Source organism: Ruegeria sp. Alg231-54, from assembly GCF_900143525.1.
Classification (GTDB): domain Bacteria; phylum Pseudomonadota; class Alphaproteobacteria; order Rhodobacterales; family Rhodobacteraceae; genus Ruegeria.
Map to the genome: position 1 here is coordinate 39,329 of NZ_FREZ01000016.1, position 19,045 is coordinate 58,373.

The following is a 19,045-nucleotide window of genomic DNA, read 5'->3' on the forward strand; positions in this document are numbered from 1 at the left end:
GCGCTCTCATGCGCCTCATACATTAGGTCTGTTTTAGCCCCAGCAGAGCTCCAAGCCATCGGCTACCGAAATCGATTCCACGCCATCAACAGGTTGGTCCGTGATGAGCGCGACTCCAGTATCATAGAAGTCTTTTCCGGGCGTGTTTTCAGGCTTTACGCCTTCCTCAGCCCACTTTTTGACAGCCTCGACCCCAAGCGAAGCCATCAAAAGCGGATACTGCTGGCTTGTAGCTCCAATAACTCCGGCCTGCACATTTTGTACACCGGGGCAGCCACCGTCGACCGAAACGATCAGCACATCGTTTTCACGTCCAATGGATTTCAGAGCCTCATAGGCACCTGCCGCTGCCGGTTCATTGATCGTGTGAACAACGTTGATCGCCGAGTCCTTGGCCAGAAGGTTCTCCATGGCGCGGCGCCCACCTTCTTCGTTGCCGTCGGTCACGTCACTGCCGACCAATCGTGCATCAGATTCATCGCCGATGACATTGGGGTCTGCCAGGTCCACACCAAAGCCGTCGAGGAAGCCCTGATTGCGAAGAACGTCCACGGTTGGCTGACTGACGTTCAGATCAAGCGTCGCAATTTTTGCGTCTGCCGCTGCGTCGCCCATCTTTGCCTTCGCCCATTGTCCGATCAACAGGCCAGCTTTGTAGTTGTCTGTCGCAAAGGTTGCGTCAGCGGAATCAATCGGGCTTAGCGGCGTGTCCAGAGCAATAACCAGGAGGCCAGCATCACGCGCCTGCTGAACAGCGGGGACAATCGAGCTTGTGTCCGAGGCCGTCAGGAGAATTCCTTTTGCGCCGTCGAGAATACAAGTTTCAATGGCCTGAACTTGAGTTTCATGGTCGCCGTCGATTTTACCGGCAAAGGCCTTCAAAGTCATACCAAGTTCTTCTGCCTTGGCCGTTGCGCCTTCCTTCATCTTTACAAAGAATGGATTGGTATCTGTCTTCGTGATTAGACAAACGGTCTCTCCGGCCGCGTGAGCAGATGCAGCAGCCACCGTAAGCGCGGTAGCAGACGCGGCAATCTTGAATAGATTTTTCATGTATTCCTCCCAGAAAATTGTTGATGCCCCGCATGGCGCACCAACGAGACTCGCCCTCATCCTCCAATGAAGGTCTGATTCAAGAAACTGTGATTCTGGTTCTCTTGTCAATAAATAAATAAAGTTTATTTATTAATTAACCCAAGCACCTTTTCATAAGAAAACAAGGTGTTTATGTTCAGGCTTATGGAGAGAGAGGCGCTCAACACACTGACCGGTGGGGTAAGTCAAAGCGGGGTTCGCGATCACAACGAACGTCTGATTTTGACGGTTTTACAGCGGCATGGACCCGCCGCAGGCGCCGACGTCGCGCGATTAACGGGCCTGTCTCCTCAGACTGTATCAATCATTCTGCGCAAGCTTGAAAAGGACTCGATTCTCAAGCGTGGAACCCCACTACGCGGGAAGGTTGGAAAGCCTTCAATCCCTATGAAATTAAACCCGGAAGGCATCTTGTCGGTTGGGATGAAGATCGGGCGGCGTAGCGCCGATCTGCTCTTGATCGACTTTACGGGCACGCCGCGCCGCCAACTTTCCACGACTTATGACTATCCGTTACCAGAGGTCATTTTCGGGTTTTTGGAGTCTGGTTTAGAAACGCTTCTGTCACACGAACCTCAGAGGCTTCGTGATCGTGTTTGTGGGATCGGGATCGGAACCCCATTCGAACTTTGGAAATGGCACGATCTGTCTGGGTTTGCTGCAAAAAAATTCCGGTCTTGGAGAAACGTGAACTTCTTTTCCGAGATCGCCAAGTTCAGCGACTTGCCGGTTTTTGTGGTCAACGACGCGACAGCCGCATGTCACGCAGAGCATCTCTATGGGCGTGGGGCGGAATACCGTGACTATTTCTACTTCTATATTGGCTCAATGATCGGCGGCGGTGTTGCACTGAACGGCACCGTGTTCGAAGGCAACCAAGGCAATGCTGGTGCATTGGGCGCCATGCGCACGACCGGTCCTTTGGGTGAAAGCCAACAACTGATCGACACGGCGTCGCTGTTTTTGCTCGAGGACCGATTGATCGAAGCGGGAGTCGACCCGGGGATTCTATGGGAGAAGCCCCAGGATTGGAGCAGCATTTCTCGCTATGTCGAGCCGTGGATTGGCACCACGGCGCAAGAATTAGCTAAGGCCGCTCTTTCAATCTGTGCTGTCATCGACTTTGAGGCCATTTTCATCGATGGCGCGTTCCCGCCTGAGGTTCGGGAAGAACTGGTGTCAAGGGTTCGCCGTTACTTAGTCAACCAAGACAAACGCGGCTTGATTCCTCCGGTCGTTGAGGCCGCTGCGGTTGGGGAAAACGCTCGCGGCATTGGGGCGGCTAGCAGCCCAATTTTCCGCCAGTTTCTATTGAATACCAATGCTGGGCTTTCTGGAATGTAGCCGAAGTTCATCGCAGTCAAATTTTCAAAGCAGGAATTATCCGCTGGTCATGCTTTACGTTGCGGCCTTTGAACGCCGCTTTGGCACGCGCGAGCTCAGCTTGGATTGGACCGCATGCCAGCCGCGAACGACCGCTTTGAAATACTATGTCGCAAGCTTATCACCTGCCGTCGAAAGTGGGTAACAGGCCGATTGCTCATCTTACGCCGCCGTGGCCAACGTGAGTTTGCAAAGTCCGCTTCCTGCGCATTACTGTCGTTAGCGCGGACTGCAGCACCTGGTAACTTTGGGCTCGGAGTAGTCGTTCGCTGCGATCTATCTGAGTGACCGCTATGCGTACAAAGAGAGCAGTGGATTGCGTTTCTCGGACAATCAGTTTTTGTCCAAACGGCTTCTTGGCACTTTTTGTACCAGGAGTGTGTTCGGGCGAAAGCAAATCACACGAGTTTACGGTTTGGTAAACTTCGGGTCACAATCAAGCCTAACAAAGATAGAAATACTAGAAACCACACACCGATCTTAAATGACTGAGTACGCTCTTCTCCGTAGGCCTTGAGAATCACCGCGCTTTGATCGACGCTGGCTCCGGCATCTTGCATTGCTTCTGCCAGTTGGCTGCTGGAAACTAGCTCGACACTATTCTGGAGCGCTTGCGTGATTTCGACTTTTGCTTCGGCCTCGAGATCTGGGTAAGCCATAACGCGATCCTGCAGTCCTGTTGTCAGTGTGCCAAGCATTATCGTACCGACCAAAGCCACACCTATTGAGTTTCCTAACTGTTCAAATGTACCATTCAAGCCAGAAACTTCTGCGGTTTGGTCTGGGGCAACAGAGGAAAGCACCAAATTTAATATCTGAGATGCAATCAAGCCAACCCCAGCTCCAAATACTATTCCGGTCGCCATATCAGAGGGCTCTGCGTCAGGCGAAACCGTAACAGCGATCAAAATAAGTCCTACGATAGCAAGCAAGAACCCTGTTCGAATGATTAGCCGAGCTGAAAATTGAGCTGACAACCTTGCACCGCCGAGAGCTGAAACCAACAGGGCAAGTGAAAACGGAATGAGAGCCAAACCAGTTTCCATTGCGGTGAACTCGAACGAGAGTTGGAGCAACAATGGCATTGTAAATAGGAATGCCGCCATTACAGCCATTTGTATGAACCGAACAGCAATACCCGCCTTCAAACCTGTGGTGCGAAATACTGATGGTCGAAAGATCGCGACGTCGCCTTGTTCATCCCGTCCAGCTGTCCAACTGAAAAGCACAAAGATTAGTGTAACCCCAGTTAGAAACACGAAGGGAACCACTGAGAGACCCAGCGGAGCCAGCTTCATTGAACCGATAACGAAGGGCTGCTTTGCCACCCAGAACCCGTAGCTTTGTCCGAGCAATACCGCCATCACAATAGTCGACCATCCGAAGATCGAAAGCGCAGCACCGACATAGTCGAATTTGGGGCGGCTTCCCTGACGAAGTTCGGTTGATATGTATCGGCAACAAACGAGCACAACGATAACAATTGCGACTTCCAATCGAAAAGCCCACCGCCAGCTGTAGTAAGTTGTAAGGAAGCCTCCGACAATGGGGCCCATAGCAGCCCCAACAGCCCCTACTGCGCTGATTACACCGTAGGCCGTTGCTCGGTCTTTGTCTTCATATGCCTCACGAAGAATGGTTTGGATGTTGGGCATCATCAGGGCTGATCCGATACCTTCTATCACGGACCAACCGATAATCAGCATCATCAACGATGTGCTGATTGACGCCATTGCTGTGCCGACGCCAAAGATTGCTAGCCCAAGCACAAAGGTCCGTTTCTTTCCAATCACATCGGCAAGTTTGCCCCCTATGAGTATGAAAGATGCCATCACAAGTGCATACAAAGAAATTGCAGCTTGGATGCCAGTTACCGAAGTGTTCAGATCAACCACGAGAGCGGAAATCGAGACATTCATAACCGTGGTATCGATAACAATTATGAACATTGACAGAGAAAGTGTTAACAGCACCATCCACTTGCGCATAGTAACCGAACTCCAAAACTCTTTGTAGATTTTTAAAGGCTAGCCGAGTGCTCCATCACAATGCACGGATTTTCTGATACGACCAATAACTTCCCTACAACATCCATTCGATAGGCAACCATCTGGCAAAAATGGTTAGGGTTCTTTGAAGCTTGGTAGTTTCAGGGTCGAATGTGTAGCTTTTCGTTTCCCCAGAATCTGACTCCATTGTCCATTTAAGTGTGCCGTCGTTTGAGAGGGTTACACGATAAGAAATTTCTGGCCGTTGAATTTGTGATCCAAGAGTGGCTGCGATAGACGGGCTTTCGATGAGAAGGCCCATTTCTGTGTTCAGCTGAGCTGATCGTGGATCGAGGTTATATGACCCGATGAAAACCCTTTTTCGATCGAAACCAAAAACCTTTGCGTGTAATCCCGATGCAGATCCAGCCAGTATCTCGGGAAGGCTGCGGTCGCTATGTTCTTCCCTCAAAGCGCGAAGCTCGAACAGTTCAACCCCACTTTTCAACAAATCTTCACGATAACCCATATATGCGGCGTGAACGGGCATTACGTCGGTGGCATCAAGCGAGTTTGTCAAAACGCGAACATCTACACCCGATCGAGCTAGGCTTTCCAAAATCTCTGCTCCGCGTTTTCCAGGTACGAAATAGGCGGACACGAGATCAATAGATGATTTGGATTGCTGAGCTACTTGAATTAGACGCTCCACTAACAAATCTTCAGCACTTGCTTCACCCAGACCTTTTAATGGGCTATCGGAAAAAAGAGTGACGTCGCTCCATTCAAACTTCAATGTCTTTTCGGCAAGTCCCGCGGTCAATGCGTTTTCCTCTATGGCTTTCTGATAGCCAACACCAGCGACGGAATCCCTTGCTGCATCTGCCAAATTTTCCAGCTTCTTCTCCTTTGATGGAGGCAGAATTACTGCTGCATCATATGCTGAACCGCTGTTCCAGTATGAATCAAATGCATCGGAGACTTCTTCAACAATAGGTCCGATGGCGATTACATCTACATCCAAGTAATGAGTGCCAGATCCATAGTCGAAATAGATGTCCCCGATGTTGCGACCACCGACGATTGTAACTACTCCGTCAAATGTAATTGACTTATTGTGCATTCGCCTGTTCAGTCGATTGAAGTCAAAGAAGTAAGACAGCAATTTGGGACGTCTTAGTGTGAACGGATTAAATAGGCGCACGCTTGCCGTCGGCATATCGTCAAGTTCAGCCAGCAGCTCGTCGAGTCCGCTTATCCCGTTATCGTCAACCAGTAGCCGTACGCGAACGCCTCGTTGTGCAGCTGATCTAAGTTCGTCAAGAAGCATTAGACCGGTGATATCATCTTGCCATATGTAGTACTGCGCATCGATTGACGATACCGCGTCCCTAGAAAGAATTGCACGCGCTGCAAACGCAGCACCGCCATTTCGCAATGGGCGGACACCATCTTTTCCAGGATTACGAGACATCGCAGCATTAATTACCTGCCCAAGCGGACCATGCCACGATGGCGGCTCCTTTGAGGTCTGATGCGAAAAATTGGATGTCGGCAAAGGGTAAGCCAATCTCAAAAGTAGCATGCAAAACGCGAAAGCTGCGACAACTACAACGAAAATTTTCACAAGACGCATGCAACATCCCTGAGTCGAAGACGAAAGAAATTTCGCGAAAACTGTGCCATACACAAACCTGAGTGATCAAGAATGCCATTTTGGCTTTCTCAGAGGTAGACTAGCAAGCCGATCAAATATCAGATTAATCGAGGTTCTCTCTTCGTCTGCGAGAGAATTGCGCATCAATAGACCTCGTACCAGGCAAAGAATTTTGATTTCCGAACAGTGATGTATTGCACCAACATCGCACAGAAAACGCAACGACTATGGTGTGGATTTCCTTGTTCCGTCCGCATTTTAGAAGACAATATGGGGTGCGCAGCGAACAAGGACATGAAAATGAAAAACAAAATCTTATGGATTCTTTTGGCGGCTATTTCGATTCTGGGTGGCATCTATGCTTTGGCGAACCCAGTGCTGGCTAGTGGTTTCGCAACTATTTTGGTTGGCTGGGTGTTCGTAGCACTGGGTGTCGTTCAAGTCGTCACTGGATTTCGAGCGGAAAGCGCCGGTGCAAAGGTTTGGACAGTCTTACTTGGTGCCTTGGCAGTATTCCTCGGCATCACAATTCTTGGACATCCGCTCAAGGGTATGGTGGCGCTGACGACGATGCTCGCAATTTTGTTCCTCTTCGGAGGTATGGCGAAAATCGTTCTATCTTTCGCCCTGGAAGACCGAAGATTTTTCTGGGCCGTTCTGATCTCCGGTATCGCATCTGTTGCATTGGCGGTCATCATATTCATGAACTGGCCGGTTTCCGCAGTTTCCGCTCTTGGCATCTTGTTGGGAGTTGAACTAATTTCTGACGGCATCTCTTCTCTCGCGATGGCATTCAGCGACGACGGCGAAGAGGCGCAATCCACCTGAGAAAGCCTTAGCTCCGGCTTTCCTTAGCCAGGTAATTCGTTTCTGATAGCCAGGCTGGTGTTGCGTAATTCACATCCGCAACATCGGCCGTAAATCTGTTAAGCGGGTCGACATTCGTTGTGCTGTAGATACCTTACACCAACCCAGCTCACGTAGACCTAAAGCATCAGGTTACCTATGACCGCTTTGGGCTCGAAGCGGTCATTCGCTGCACCCGACGCAAATGACCGCTGTCCGGAACAAGGCAGGCACCGATGTGTCCTCCATCTTCAAGAGTTCGTTTGGATCAATTGCGACGCCAATTATTACAAGTTTTGTAGTGTCATGGCGTCCGTTTCGTTATAAAATAACACATCCCATGAGCTCCAAAGTACCAATCGTCATAAACAGTGAACTTCACGTCGCCAGAACACGAAAACCTATTCCACGAACGGGGCGCATCCTACCGCTTGGGTGAACCAAACGTGCGGGCTTGTGGCGCGCGGCTAAGAGCAGGTGAGGCGTGTCCAAATCCCCCAATCAAGGAAAGCAAACAAGGCCGGTGCCTTAGCCATTGCGGGCCTCATGCTGCCCGCGCTTTCCGCCAGCGCCAGAAACGCCGGTTTGAAACGGGCAGCGTGTCCGCTGAAGAATGGAACCGGGCCGAAGCCCGCCGTGCGGCCAACCGGCTTGGGGATCAGTGGAAGAAAAACCCCTGGTTATCGGGCAGCACAATCGACTTGGGCGAGCATGAATGTGCGTTTCGTGACGCGCTGGGCGGGTTGGATGTAGAGACCTTGCCCCCTGCCGTCGCGGATTGGCTTCGGTGGCGGTACCGGCGGAGGCAAATCGACCGGAAGAATTGCGTTGCTTGGCAAAAGGCTCTTACGCAGGACTTGCCTCGGCGGGTCGCGGACGCTGGGCCACGTCCAGTGAATGGCTGCGGACGTAACGCAAAGCCGAATATGAGGCCCCGGACGTGGCGTGTCGATACGTTGGAACGGGGAAGCGCGTCTAAACGAACCCTGCCCGACAACCCCAAAGCGCCCCGAGTCCAGCGCGGGAAAGGCTGCGGACGTCGCGGACGCCCCCGGACGCAACCTGCCAGTGAGAATGAACAGGCAGAGTTGTCGCGGGTGTATCGTGAGAATGCGGCCGTTCTGGAACCGATCATGGCGGGCGTCGCAGAGGAAAAAAAACAGTTAGCGGTGCTGCGGACCCTTCGGGACTATCTGGCCCGGCCTACGGACGCAGAGGCGTGCAAACGCTGGCTGACATTGGTTGCAGCCGCGCGGACGTAATGGGGTGCCAGCGGCGCTATGCGCGCCGCCAGCTTGCCCGCTTACTTCTTGAACCAATCAAGAAGTTTGATTTCGCGCTCAAGTTTGGAAGGAATGTTCGCTGTTCCGTGCCGTTCCAGCCATTGGGCACAAAGGCTGTTGGGCGCAATGGCGTAGTGGATCGCGTGTTTTTTCCGGCTGGGTTCAGGCTTCCAATGCGCGGGAGGATAAAGGAGGACCTTTTTGTACCCCCGGCCCTCATGAATTTCATCCCACTTGCGCCAGAGGTCGGGCACCAGATCGAAACAACGCTCAGCGTATGCCCGGAGTAGGTCAACGGCGAATTGTTCTTCTTCGACCAGCAGGGGCGGTTTTGCCGCCTCAAGGCGCTGCTGCAAAGCATGATCGCTGAATTCTCGCGGTAGGATCACATAGTCGAGCCGCCAGCCGGGGCGCATTCCGCCGCGAGTGACGAAGTCCTTATCCTTATGACGGAAGGCTACGGCAGCGCCCAGACCAGAGCGAGCCGCAGGGTCGGGGAAGGTCGCAAGCAGCGCCAAGCGGCGCGTATCGAACAAGTATGCCGTATCGGCAATGGGGTTTTGCCCTGGAAAAGTGTTTGCCACGGGGCCGTTAGGGAATGCCGCGTCAATTGCGGTTGCAGGGGCGGTAGGGGGTGCAAGGCTTTTGGTCATTGTCAGGCCTCTTTTTCATTTGTTTTGTTCTTTCAGGGTAGGCCGGACGTTGCCTGTTTGCGGTCGTCCTACGGGACAGCGTTGCCCGCGTGTTTATCGCTGCAATGTGGTCTGACTGTCAGTATGTCTAAACAGTCAGGCTAACAGTCAGATCATGTGTTTCCGTTCTTCAAAATTGGGCCGCTGGTGACAGCACGTGACGGCTGGTGACAGCTTGAATTGTTTCGGCTGTCACCCTTAACGGTCTATTTTAAATCACTAAATTCCTCGGGTGACAGCGGTGACAGCTGTTCTCCCTTCTTTTCTAAATAAAAAGAAAAAGGGGGAGGAAAGCGCAATGCGCCACGGCCAGACAAAGAGAGGGCTATTATTGTAGAAGTTTCGTGCATTTGGCTGTCACCGCTGTCACCATTTCATTTTGTCATTCTTAAACAATTAGTTATGGGTGACAGCAGGCTTGCGCGGTTGCCGTCACCCTGCCGTCACGCGGCCAAGGCAGTTGTCATGCCGTGGGTGGTGCTTGTTTTCATTATCAGGCGGATTTGGCGGTTGTTCTTTGTCCGGGCCAATTCCCGGTCAATACCCCAAGCGTCGGCAAGTCCGGGCCACAAACGATCGTACTGCCCTTTGAACGGCATACGATTCACATCCCACTGCGGCGCACCGAATGCCGGCACGTTCGCAATGGCGGTTTCCAACTCAGAGTATGTGCCCTGCCACACACCGCCCGGCGACGATTGCAACAGCGCGCGAATGCGCCAAGCGACGGGGTTGCCCTCAAGGATGCGTCCAGCCTCGCTCTGTTCACCTTCACACAGCGCCGCCATACACAGGCCCAACGGCCAACCTAGGCCGCGCCCAATGGCTTCTGCGGTGATTGCAGCATCCGACAAGCGCGGCGGTTCCAAACGCCCTTGGTCACAATCCGTTTGGACAGCAGCCCATTGCTTCAATCCCCCGGCCATCGCGGCGTACAGTGCGCCAAGAATTTTAGGGTAGTCAGCCACCCAAGCCGCGCCCAGCGCGCTTTCGCTCCGGCGATTGGCTCGGCTGATGCTTGGCGGTTCGATGCGCAACGTCCGCTGCCCAATGTCCGGCAGACGCACGATGTCGGAGAGAACGCTCGTAAACGTCACCGACGCGTGCGCTTGCAGAATTGAACGGTCGCCATCGCTGTACAGCTTGCGCGCGGCATGGGCCGTGCCAGATGCGATTGCACACAGGACGTCGGATGTGGCCTTGGTGATGCCGCTGGCGTTGTCTACGACCATGTTCAAACGGCTAGCCACGATTGGGAACATTTTCTCCGGCTCACGAGGCAGCGTGGACGTCACAGCCGCCGCATCCGGGTCCGTGAGGTCCGTCAGACGCCGTGCCATCGTTGTTTTGCCTGAGCCTTGCTGCCCGGCGATCATCAAATGCGGAACGGTTCCAGGTCGATAGAGGGCAGACGCAAGGATGCAAAGAAGCACGGACCGTTGCTGCACGCCGGGGTCACTCGCGCCTGCACCCGGGTTGAAAGAGGCCAGCGGCAAGTGCCGCGCCAACAAGGGAAAGAGTTGTGCTGAGGGTACGCCGGTTTCAGGTTCGGGCAGCGGCAATGCACCTTTGCGAGTTGTCATCTGCAGCGGCACGGCAGACAGCGGCACCAGCTTCCAACCAGATGCGTCAATCTTAACCGCGCGCCCAGCTTCCATACAGTTCACATACAAGACGGCATTGCCCGCACCGTCGGATGTTTGAGCCTGACGAAAGAAAACGTCCTCTCGCGGCGCGTCTACGTCCACACGGTTCAGCAGATGTTCAAAGAGGTTCCCGGCAGCCGTCCCCGTCAGGTTATGCCCTTTCTTGGCTGCCAACCGCAGAATACCGCGATCCTTGCCCGAGACGTCATACAGGTTGCCATTGCGGGACAACCAGACAGTACCTTTGCGGTCCTGAAACAGATAAGCCCCGTCGGCTAGAACGGACGCTGCTGCGCGTTCGTGAGCGGCACCGTTTGTTTCTTGCCGCTTGGCTGCCATTGCGTCCACGTCCGCAGGATAAGGCTGCGCAGACTCGAATGCGATCCCGGCCAAGAATGCGGACGCGGAAGGCGGAAGGCTTTCGGTGTTCTTGCCCGACGCGTTCAGCGCCGACACATGGTTCTCGTACTGTGTGCGGATCATCGCCAGAAAATCCGGGGTCCGCATGTTGTCGCAAGACGCGTGGTTGCAAAAACAGGCCCCATCAGATCCGATGAACGAGAACCCCGTCTCGGCCCGGTCGCCGTGCGCCTGCCAGTTCGGACACATGGCGTCAACAACGCCCTCTGTCCGTGAGCGGGGTTCGAGGTCGACAATCTCAGCCATCCGCACAATCGCATCGTCCATAGACGCGGTGCGCGGTCGCGCACCTGCGCCGGTTGCTGCCAAGTCTTTCGAGGTCTGCGCCGACAAAGGCACGGCAGCGTCGCGCCAGTTTTCGCCGCCGATCAACACGCGACCGATCTGGTCAATGCTGGCCGACCTCTCGGGGTGCCACTCGGTATAGCCGACGGCGGGTGCCCGGTTCTTGCTGCCCTTGTATTTGGGCTTTGAGTTGTGCCCCCACGGCAGACGCAGGTAGCGCGTGGCGTCGTGCAGGGCGTCGGTCAGTCCGCGTTCGATCATGTAGGCGCGGACCAGAGCCAGTTCTTGCCAGCGTTCGGGCGACGCTGCGTCCCCTGTCAACACCCAGCCCCACGTCTCGTTATTTGGGGATGTTTCAATGCGGAACGTCGGCTCGGGGAAGCCCATCGCAAACATGGCGTCCCACATAGCCGGGTCCACTTTCGTTCCGATGTCGTCCGCGTAAAGCAGGGGTTGCGAAACGACTTCGCCCAGGGTCCGGTTGTTCGCCCCCTCGCGCAGCAGACCCGTACAGAAATACAGGTCGGCGTTGTCCACGTCAGGCAAGCGGCGTTGTAGTGCGTCAACGCCTTGCATACCGAACCAACTGGCGCGCGTTTCAATGTCAGGGAAGCCCGCCAACCAAACTTGGTTCTCTTTGTCGGGGCCATAGATCGAGGTAAGAAAATCGGTGATAACCTGCCAGCCGTTGGCTGTTTGTCGTTGGGCTGCAAGGTTATGTTGCCCGCCACTGGCAGGTTTGGTAGGTTCTGTGCTCATAGATAGTTTGCCTTTTGCCCCGTTCTGCGTGCCGTCGCGGTCGGGGTTTTTCTTTTTTGAGTTGCTTAAGCTGCTTTACGAACAGCTTTTCGATCTTCTACCCACTGCCCCACTTCACGTTGGCTCCAACGTGATGCGCGCCCAATTTTGATCGGTCGAGGAAAGTCACCACTCGCAACTTTCTTGTAGATAGCCGCCCGGCCAAAGCCGGTAATTTCCGATACGGATGTGCAGGTCAAAAAACGGTCAGTCTCTGCGAGATTATTCAAGGTTAGCCTCCGAAAAAATCTTGTTTTCGTGAGCATAGCATTCAATCGCCGTCAGTCGCGGTCAATGGAATTATTGACCTAACACACTGTTCCATTTGACTAATTCGTCAGAACGATTTGAGTTTTCTTCTAAAAGCAAGAGCTTACGCAAGTAAGAAAAATTGACTCACACTTAGTCAAAAAAGCCCCTTCTGACGGGCGTGTCAGAAGGGGCGCTTTATTCGTCGCAAAGTAGATTTATCCGTTCGATGTTTCGCGTAACCTAACCACCTTGTCGTCTACGCCACCCGCTGGAATTCCGTCGAGAAAGCCACACCAAACATTCATGAGTACGCGGCGGCGCTCCACCGCTTGTTCGCGACGGTACGCCCGCTCTACTTCGCCCAACTGGTGCGCAAGCGCTTCTTCGGCGAGTTCCCGAGGGAATTCTGTGTCGTTTTCTGCCCAATCTCTGAACGCACTCCGAAACCCGTGCGGAACGTACTGGTCCACACCCATACGGCGCATGACTGCGCGAAGGGTCATGTCGCTCAAAGGCAATCCTTTCTTAGCGCCGAGAAAAACAAACCCATCGCTTTCGATGCTTTCGATATGCAGAGCGCGCGCTGCTTCGAGGACAGCCAGCATTCGTTCGGTCAACGGAACCAAATGGTCACGCCGCGCTTTGTCCTGCCGGGTTTTCATGCGTGAAGCGGGTATAGTCCATAGCTTCTTAACGAAATCGAATTCTTGCCACCGCGCCTCGCGTGTTTCACTGGATCGCGTCGCCGTGAGAATAAGAAATTCCAGCGCTAAAGCGCCTGCCCCCTCACGCTCTTTGAGCGCGGCAACGAATGCTGGAACTTCGGCCCGAGGCATTGCCGGTCGATGGCCGTTTGTGAGTTTTCTTGGCTTTGAAAGCGTGGCGTTGAATAACTCCCATCGAGCCGGATTGTCGCGGCGGTACGCGTTATTTTGTATCGCGTGGTCAAACATGTTTTCCAAACGGGCGCGGACGCGCGCGGCGGTCACGTGCTTTTCGTCCCAAATCGGGCGAAGGACGGCCAGTACATCCTCCCGAGTTACATCCTCCAACTGCATCTTTCGAAGTTCGGCGGCATAGTGGTCGAATGTATGACGCCATTGATAAATGTGCTTGGGATTGGTGAACCGATCCGCCTTGATTTTCCATTCAACAAACATGTCGGCGTATTTGCCGAACGTAGTAGCGTTGGCAGCGGCATCCGCTTCTGCGCGCGCTACGGCTAACGCAGTGCGTGCCTCTTTGATAGGGTTCAAACCTTGCGCGACAAGTTCTCGTGCGTCTGTTGCTTTCTTTCGAGCCTGCGCCAACGTCGTTCCGGGGTATGAACCAAGACCCATTTCATACCGATTGTCCGTTTTCTTTGTACCCTTCACATCAACAAGCGGAACTTTTGAACTGAACCGAAACACCCAACGTTTTGTCCCGCTGGCTGTGCAGCGCAAAGACAAACCGCCCCCATCATTTAGGGCGGTGCCGGGCGCGGCGTTTTCAACTTGCTTCGCTAATAGACGGTGCATCCCCCGCGCCATGTGGTTTCTCCTTTAGCTTGAAATTGCCGAGCGGCAACTTGCAACAACGCCTGTTGATACGCCCGCTGCCGCCGCCGCTTTTTCGTTGTCAAAACCAAGATCGTTGACCAGCGTGCAGAGCAAGTCCGCAAGGTCACGCCAGCTTTCTGGCATGCCAAAATAGCTTGTGTCGGGCAGCGTCGGCAGAAGGGCCATTGCCTGCGCCAACAGCGGTTCCCCGACATTGGTTTCGTTTGTGTGAGCGGAATTGCCAGCGTGTTCGATAGTTTGCATTTCTTTTCTTTCTACTAATCCGGGGCATTGGGTGCGGCCCCTATTCGCGCCCCCGTTTTGCCCCCGAAAATCGGGGGCAGTCAATAGACTTGAGTAGACAAGTATAGACAAACCTCACCGCACAATGGGCCATTACCTTTATTTTATAGTATAAAATGGACGTCAGTAGACGAGTGGAGACACTAGTTAGGTGGCCCTAGGCTCCACCAAAACCTAACAGATGATACGCTCCCCATAGTTCTTCCTTTTTGGCAGCAGGATTTTCCTTTGTGGCCGAACCGTTCCTTTTTGCAGGTCGTTGAAGACAAAAAAAGAACTCGCACCGGGCCACCAGCGCAACTGAAAATCTTGCTTCAGTGGCAGTTCAAGAAGGGCGCATTTCTTTTGTCATGCAGTTCCGCTTGATAATCTAAGCCGCTAAGATAGTGGTCGAGGCAGCAGGCAGGTTAACGTGATACGCAGTACAGTCTTTTTACCCTTAACGGCGTTTGTCCTTGGCGCCATTGTCGAAGCTGAAACTGCGGCGGCGGCTTCTCTTGGATGGTACGAGGTTTTTGGCGTTGAAGATGGAGACATGCTGAAACTGCGCGCAGGACCTGGAATAGGTTTCAATGTGATCGTGGGTCTTCCAAATGGAACCGCTTTACGAGTTCACAGTTGCGAGCAGACCGGAGGAACCCGTTGGTGCCGGGTGTCCTTGGAGCGCGCGCGTGGCCTGAAGGGATACGTCTCCTGGGCATATTTGCAAAAAATCTGATATAAATGTGGTTAGCGCCTCCTTTTGGCTATACCCATAAAATGCCGATTGGAAACTTCCATTCAGTTCTATTGCACTCGTCATTTATAGATTTCATCAGGCTCAAGAGCCACGAAGAGACCTGAGCAGTCGTTGCTCTTGAATTTGTATTCTGCGAATGCCCAAGGCAGCTATCAGCCCTTTCCCGAGCTTTGTACCTGGTACGAAATGCCCCGCGCTGCAGATGCAAAATTTCAAGGGCAACGGGACGTATCCAATTTGTGTATGGAGCTTTACAGGCAGGGTGTCGAGCCACTGGCAATAAACGGAAGAAACCACATAGTATTTCGCCGACACGATCTACACTGAGATCATACATGTTCTTGCAAGCCAGCGTATCGCTGGCTTTTTCTTTGCCATTGGAAGGAAAAACTTTGCTGCAAAAAAGGAATGTTGGGTGCAGCAATCGAGATACCGCGCATTGATTTCATTGTGCTTTTTCGGGCGAAAAAGGAAAACCTTTGAGGGTCGAGCCAACAGAACAAGTAGATAGCAAGCATTAGAGCGGTGTGACACACAGGTGTGACACAAAATGAAGCTGCATGCGTATCTCTCACTGTCCAGACACAGCATATTTTACTTCCGTTGGCCCCTACCAGATACGACAGCGAGACACCCCACCAGACCAAGAACCTCACGTAGGACCCTTCGTGTTTCGTTGGGTACAAGATGCCTTAAAGAGGCTGGTACTCTAGCACGGCGTCTTTCAGTGTGCGGCGACACAATAACAAAGCACATAGAAGCATCGGGCATGAAGGGCGCATGCAACGCACTGGTGTTTCCTCTATTGCGACACTTGGCGGAGGGAACTTGAGCATCTCGGTCATTCACACTATCCGCAGCGAACGACCGCTCCCCGCCAGTTCCGAAGGATCGCCTTGCGTATGCAGCAGGTTTTTCGCGTATGCGGCGAACGGCGGTTCAGTGGCCAAAGTGAATGCTCGCCCAGACTTCATTGGAAGGTCATAACTAGATCAAAACCATCTCTTTTGCGGTCCGGTTGCCAGAATCGCAATCTTAGGTGATCTTTGGATAAATTGAAGGATCGCAATATGTTTAGATATCTAATAATTGCTCTCAGTTTTGCCGCATCTACTGCCCCTTTTGCGCAAGAGGCATCTGATGAAGCCATTGAGACGGAAGAGGCCTCGGCGACTTCATCAGACCTACTAACTGACGCAGAGTTGCAGACATTGGTCGCTCCGGTGGCTCTTTACCCCGACACGTTACTCATACAGATATTTGTCGCAGCAACACAGCCACTGGAGATTGTAAAGGCAGAGCGGTATTTGCTGGACAACGCCGACCGCGAACTCCTCGAACTTGAACCGGAAATCGAAGCCATGGGCTGGGATCCTTCCGTCACCGTGTTGGCGACAGCTTTCCCGGAAGTCGTCGGTCAAATGGCCACTCATATCGATTGGACCGAGACGGTAGGAACTGCCATGCTGGCCCAATCCGATGATGTGATGAATGCGGTTCAAGTAATGAGGGATCAGGCGATTGACAGCGGCGCTCTTGTTTCAGGGCCCGAGCAAACTGTCGAGGTATCTGATGAGGAAACTGTTGTAATTACTCCGACACAGCCCGAAACAGTGTACGTCCCGCAATATAATCCTGAGACTGTCTATACGGGCCCCTCGACCGGAGATGTTGTGGGCGCAGCTTTGCTGACTTTTGGAGCCGTGGCTCTAATCGACGAGATTTTCGACGACGATGACGATTGGTATGACTATTGGGGGTGCCGAAACTGCGGCGGTTGGGGTGGTGGCCCGATTTACAGAAATCCAGACATCGACATTGATGTCGATGGCAACGTCAATATCGGAAATGATATAGATCTGGGTGACCGAACGGATATCGGATGGAAACCCGATCGTGACCGTCAACAGGAGGCCCGAGACAAAATTGCCGATCACAAAAGACCTGAAGGTGGTCGTGACGATTTGCCGGTTAACCGTCCTGAAGGTCGTACGGATGAACTGCGCGCCAAGTTGAGCCGCGAGTCTGGTGCTACAGACATTAGCCGGGACCGTGCGGCCGCTGTCGGCGCAGGTGCAGGGGCTGTTGCTGGCGGTGCTCTGGCAAACCGAAACAAAGGGAACAAGTCGCTGCCTCAGGTGAACCGGGGTAATTTCGATCGGGATAAAGCTGACGCAAAGCAACAGGCAATCGATCGTACCAAACGTCCGGATGCGGCGAAAAAACCTGTCGCACAAAGGCCGCAGACCGCAAAGAAGCCGCAAGCGAAGAAAGCCGCAACCACCCAGCGCAAGCCAACAGCGTCCAAGGGGCAAGCGATGAAGAAAAATGCGTCCGGCAGCAGAACACATAGCGCGTCCAAGCGTGGGCACGCCGCCAAGGGTAAGCGGAGAAGGTAACATGCTTAGATCGGTACTTTCAGTTTTGTTGATAGCTGCGACCACAAGCCCGGCGCTGTCGGATGGAGCGCAATTTGATACTCCTCAAACCGCACTGGACGCATTTGTCGATGCGTTGAAGGCCAGTGATCAGAGTAAGCTACTCACAATTTTCGGACCCGAAGCCGAAGATTTGATTGGAACGGGTGATCCGGGGAAAGATCAAGAAAGACGGCAAGAAGTGCTCAGCATGTACGCTGAAGGGTACCGTTTTCAGCCAGAGAGTGATGGGGTTGTACTTCTTCTGGGTGAAGACAGTTGGCCCTTTCCGATCCCAATTCTTCGGGCAGAAGACGGTTGGCGCTTTGACTTGGAAGCTGGGATCGAGGAAATCTCAGCCCGCGAAATCGGGTTGAATGAATTGGAAGTGATCGAATTGCTTGATGCCTATGTTGATCTTCAAGCCGCATTCCGCCTTGAGGATCACAACGGTGATGGCGTCATGGAATTCGCACAGACAATCATTTCCGATCCAGGAAAGCGAAACGGACTTTTCTGGCCAGAAGACGACAGCTTCGTTGGTGCAGCACTTGCCCGAGCCGCCGCTTACGGGTGGAGCGACGGCGAGGTCGACTATGAAGCCGAACCATTCTTAGGGTACTATTACACGATCTTGCAGGGTCAGGGGCCGAATGCACCAGGAGGTGCCTATTCCTACTTTGTCGGTGATCATTTCATAGCAGGACATGCTTTGCTGGCAGTACCTTCTGAATATGGGAAAACTGGCATCCATTCCTTTCTGGTTAGCGAAAACGGCATAATCTACGAGGCGGATTTTGGCCCGGAGACATTCAATATCATAGGTGAAATCACTACCTACGATCCCGACGCAAATTGGTTACCAGCAGAGTAATACTTGATTGATAGCAGTCTCTCGGGACGCCATTTGATCACACCGAACAACTAATCGATAGGGGACTGTTGCAATAATCAGTTTGCTTTGCCGGCTTTTGGTTTTTGAGGTTGAGTATGCTGCGCAAATCTCCGTTTAAGCACCATCGTTTCCCGCGCGACGTCATTCTTTGTGCCGTTCGTTGGTATCTGCGGTATCCTCTGTCATATCAGGATGTTGTTGATCTGCTCGCCGAACGTGGCATCGACATTGATCGATCGACAGTATTCCGTTGGGTGCAGAAATTCGGCCCTGAGATAACCAAGCGCACCGAGAAGCAGCTATGCCACGCCAGTGTAGATTGGCACGCGGATGAGACTTACATCCGTGTCGGCAGAAAGGGGCGCTACCTTTGGCGTGCTGTTGACGCAAACGGCCAGATGGTCGACTTCCGGCTCACCGCGCGGCGGGATGCCAAAGCCGCCAAGGCCTTTCTGAACAAAGCGATAGAGCGTGTTCGTCTCCACCGACCCGTCACAATCGTGACCGACCAGGCACAGGCATATCGGCGCGTTATTCGCGAAATCAACTATCGTTATGATCCGCATTTTGACAGTATTCGACATATTGACCGAAAGTGGCGAAACAATTTGATCGAAAGCGATCACGCTGCCCTGAAACGACTATTGGGATACCGACAGAGCTTTCGTTCCTTGCGAACGGCCAAAGCAACCCTGAGCGGGATAGAGACTATACGCACCATCAAGCGCGGCCACATTCACCATAAACAAGCTGGTGTTCAGGGAGAGATCCTGTTCATCTCTCAGCTTTTCGAGGCCGCATAATC

At 53.2% G+C, this 19,045-nt stretch carries 15 protein-coding genes and 1 pseudogene; 8 read left to right on the top strand and 8 right to left on the bottom strand.

The genetic code is table 11. The features are described from left to right. Positions 1-33 precede the first annotated feature (33 nt). Complete coding sequence (locus DHN12_RS20975; protein ID WP_108861924.1) at positions 34-1,053, bottom strand: sugar ABC transporter substrate-binding protein; 1,020 nt, start codon at positions 1,051-1,053, stop codon at positions 34-36. A gap of 186 nt (positions 1,054-1,239) precedes the next feature. Between DHN12_RS20975 and DHN12_RS25270 the strand changes: the two are divergent. Continuing rightward, positions 1,240-1,422: pseudogene (locus DHN12_RS25270) on the top strand (winged helix-turn-helix domain-containing protein); the annotation flags it as partial. A 60-nt stretch (positions 1,423-1,482) separates the two neighbouring features. Beyond that, positions 1,483-2,439, top strand: a complete 957-nt coding sequence (locus DHN12_RS20980; RefSeq protein WP_373455769.1) for an ROK family protein — start codon at positions 1,483-1,485, stop codon at positions 2,437-2,439. Positions 2,440-2,876: 437 nt separating this feature from the next. On the opposite strand, the gene DHN12_RS20985 is transcribed toward DHN12_RS20980, so the two are convergent. Then, positions 2,877-4,466, bottom strand: coding sequence for an MFS transporter (locus DHN12_RS20985; protein ID WP_058271949.1), 1,590 nt, complete (start codon positions 4,464-4,466; stop codon positions 2,877-2,879). A gap of 94 nt (positions 4,467-4,560) precedes the next feature. Next, positions 4,561-6,102 carry a phospholipase D family protein gene (locus DHN12_RS20990; RefSeq protein ID WP_108861926.1) on the bottom strand — a complete coding sequence of 514 codons (1,542 nt, stop codon included), beginning with the start codon at positions 6,100-6,102 and terminating at the stop codon, positions 4,561-4,563. Between the two features lie 321 nt (positions 6,103-6,423). Here DHN12_RS20990 and DHN12_RS20995 point away from each other — a divergent pair, with 321 nt between their 5' ends. Both DHN12_RS20995 and DHN12_RS24515 read left to right on the top strand, forming a co-directional pair. Next, positions 6,424-6,951, top strand: coding sequence for an HdeD family acid-resistance protein (locus tag DHN12_RS20995; RefSeq protein WP_165821544.1), 528 nt, complete (start codon positions 6,424-6,426; stop codon positions 6,949-6,951). Positions 6,952-7,568: 617 nt separating this feature from the next. Then, the gene (locus DHN12_RS24515) at positions 7,569-8,231 is read left to right on the top strand and encodes a hypothetical protein (protein WP_058279027.1); all 663 of its coding nucleotides are present in this window, start codon (positions 7,569-7,571) and stop codon (positions 8,229-8,231) included. Positions 8,232-8,272: 41 nt separating this feature from the next. On the opposite strand, the gene DHN12_RS21000 is transcribed toward DHN12_RS24515, so the two are convergent. The 5 genes from DHN12_RS21000 to DHN12_RS21020 all read right to left on the bottom strand — a co-directional run bounded on the left by DHN12_RS21000 (position 8,273) and on the right by DHN12_RS21020 (position 14,150). After that, the gene (locus DHN12_RS21000) at positions 8,273-8,905 is read right to left on the bottom strand and encodes a hypothetical protein (RefSeq protein WP_108861928.1); all 633 of its coding nucleotides are present in this window, start codon (positions 8,903-8,905) and stop codon (positions 8,273-8,275) included. A gap of 482 nt (positions 8,906-9,387) precedes the next feature. Further along, positions 9,388-12,054, bottom strand: coding sequence for a hypothetical protein (locus DHN12_RS21005; protein ID WP_108861929.1), 2,667 nt, complete (start codon positions 12,052-12,054; stop codon positions 9,388-9,390). A 65-nt stretch (positions 12,055-12,119) separates the two neighbouring features. Further along, positions 12,120-12,323 carry an AlpA family transcriptional regulator gene (locus tag DHN12_RS21010; protein WP_233493500.1) on the bottom strand — a complete coding sequence of 68 codons (204 nt, stop codon included), beginning with the start codon at positions 12,321-12,323 and terminating at the stop codon, positions 12,120-12,122. Between the two features lie 237 nt (positions 12,324-12,560). Continuing rightward, positions 12,561-13,877 (bottom strand): site-specific integrase, encoded by a 1,317-nt coding sequence (locus tag DHN12_RS21015; RefSeq protein WP_058279030.1) that lies wholly within the window; start codon positions 13,875-13,877, stop codon positions 12,561-12,563. Between the two features lie 12 nt (positions 13,878-13,889). Further along, entirely contained in the window at positions 13,890-14,150 is a 261-nt protein-coding gene (locus tag DHN12_RS21020; protein ID WP_058279031.1) for a hypothetical protein, read from the bottom strand. Between the two features lie 502 nt (positions 14,151-14,652). Between DHN12_RS21020 and DHN12_RS21025 the strand changes: the two genes are divergently transcribed. The 4 genes from DHN12_RS21025 (at position 14,653) to DHN12_RS21040 (ending at position 19,043) form a co-directional block, all read left to right on the top strand. Then, on the top strand, positions 14,653-14,907 hold the full coding sequence (locus DHN12_RS21025) for an SH3 domain-containing protein (RefSeq protein ID WP_234416724.1): 255 nt from the start codon (positions 14,653-14,655) through the stop codon (positions 14,905-14,907). Positions 14,908-15,998: 1,091 nt separating this feature from the next. After that, positions 15,999-17,327: a DUF3300 domain-containing protein gene (locus DHN12_RS21030; protein ID WP_108861930.1), complete on the top strand. Its 1,329-nt coding sequence runs from the start codon at positions 15,999-16,001 to the stop codon at positions 17,325-17,327. A gap of 1 nt (position 17,328) precedes the next feature. Next, a complete protein-coding gene (locus DHN12_RS21035; protein WP_159090105.1) occupies positions 17,329-18,219 on the top strand; it encodes a DUF2950 family protein in 891 nt (296 codons plus the stop codon). Positions 18,220-18,335: 116 nt separating this feature from the next. After that, entirely contained in the window at positions 18,336-19,043 is a 708-nt protein-coding gene (locus tag DHN12_RS21040; RefSeq protein ID WP_108861932.1) for an IS6 family transposase, read from the top strand. The last annotated feature ends 2 nt before the right edge of the window (positions 19,044-19,045 follow it).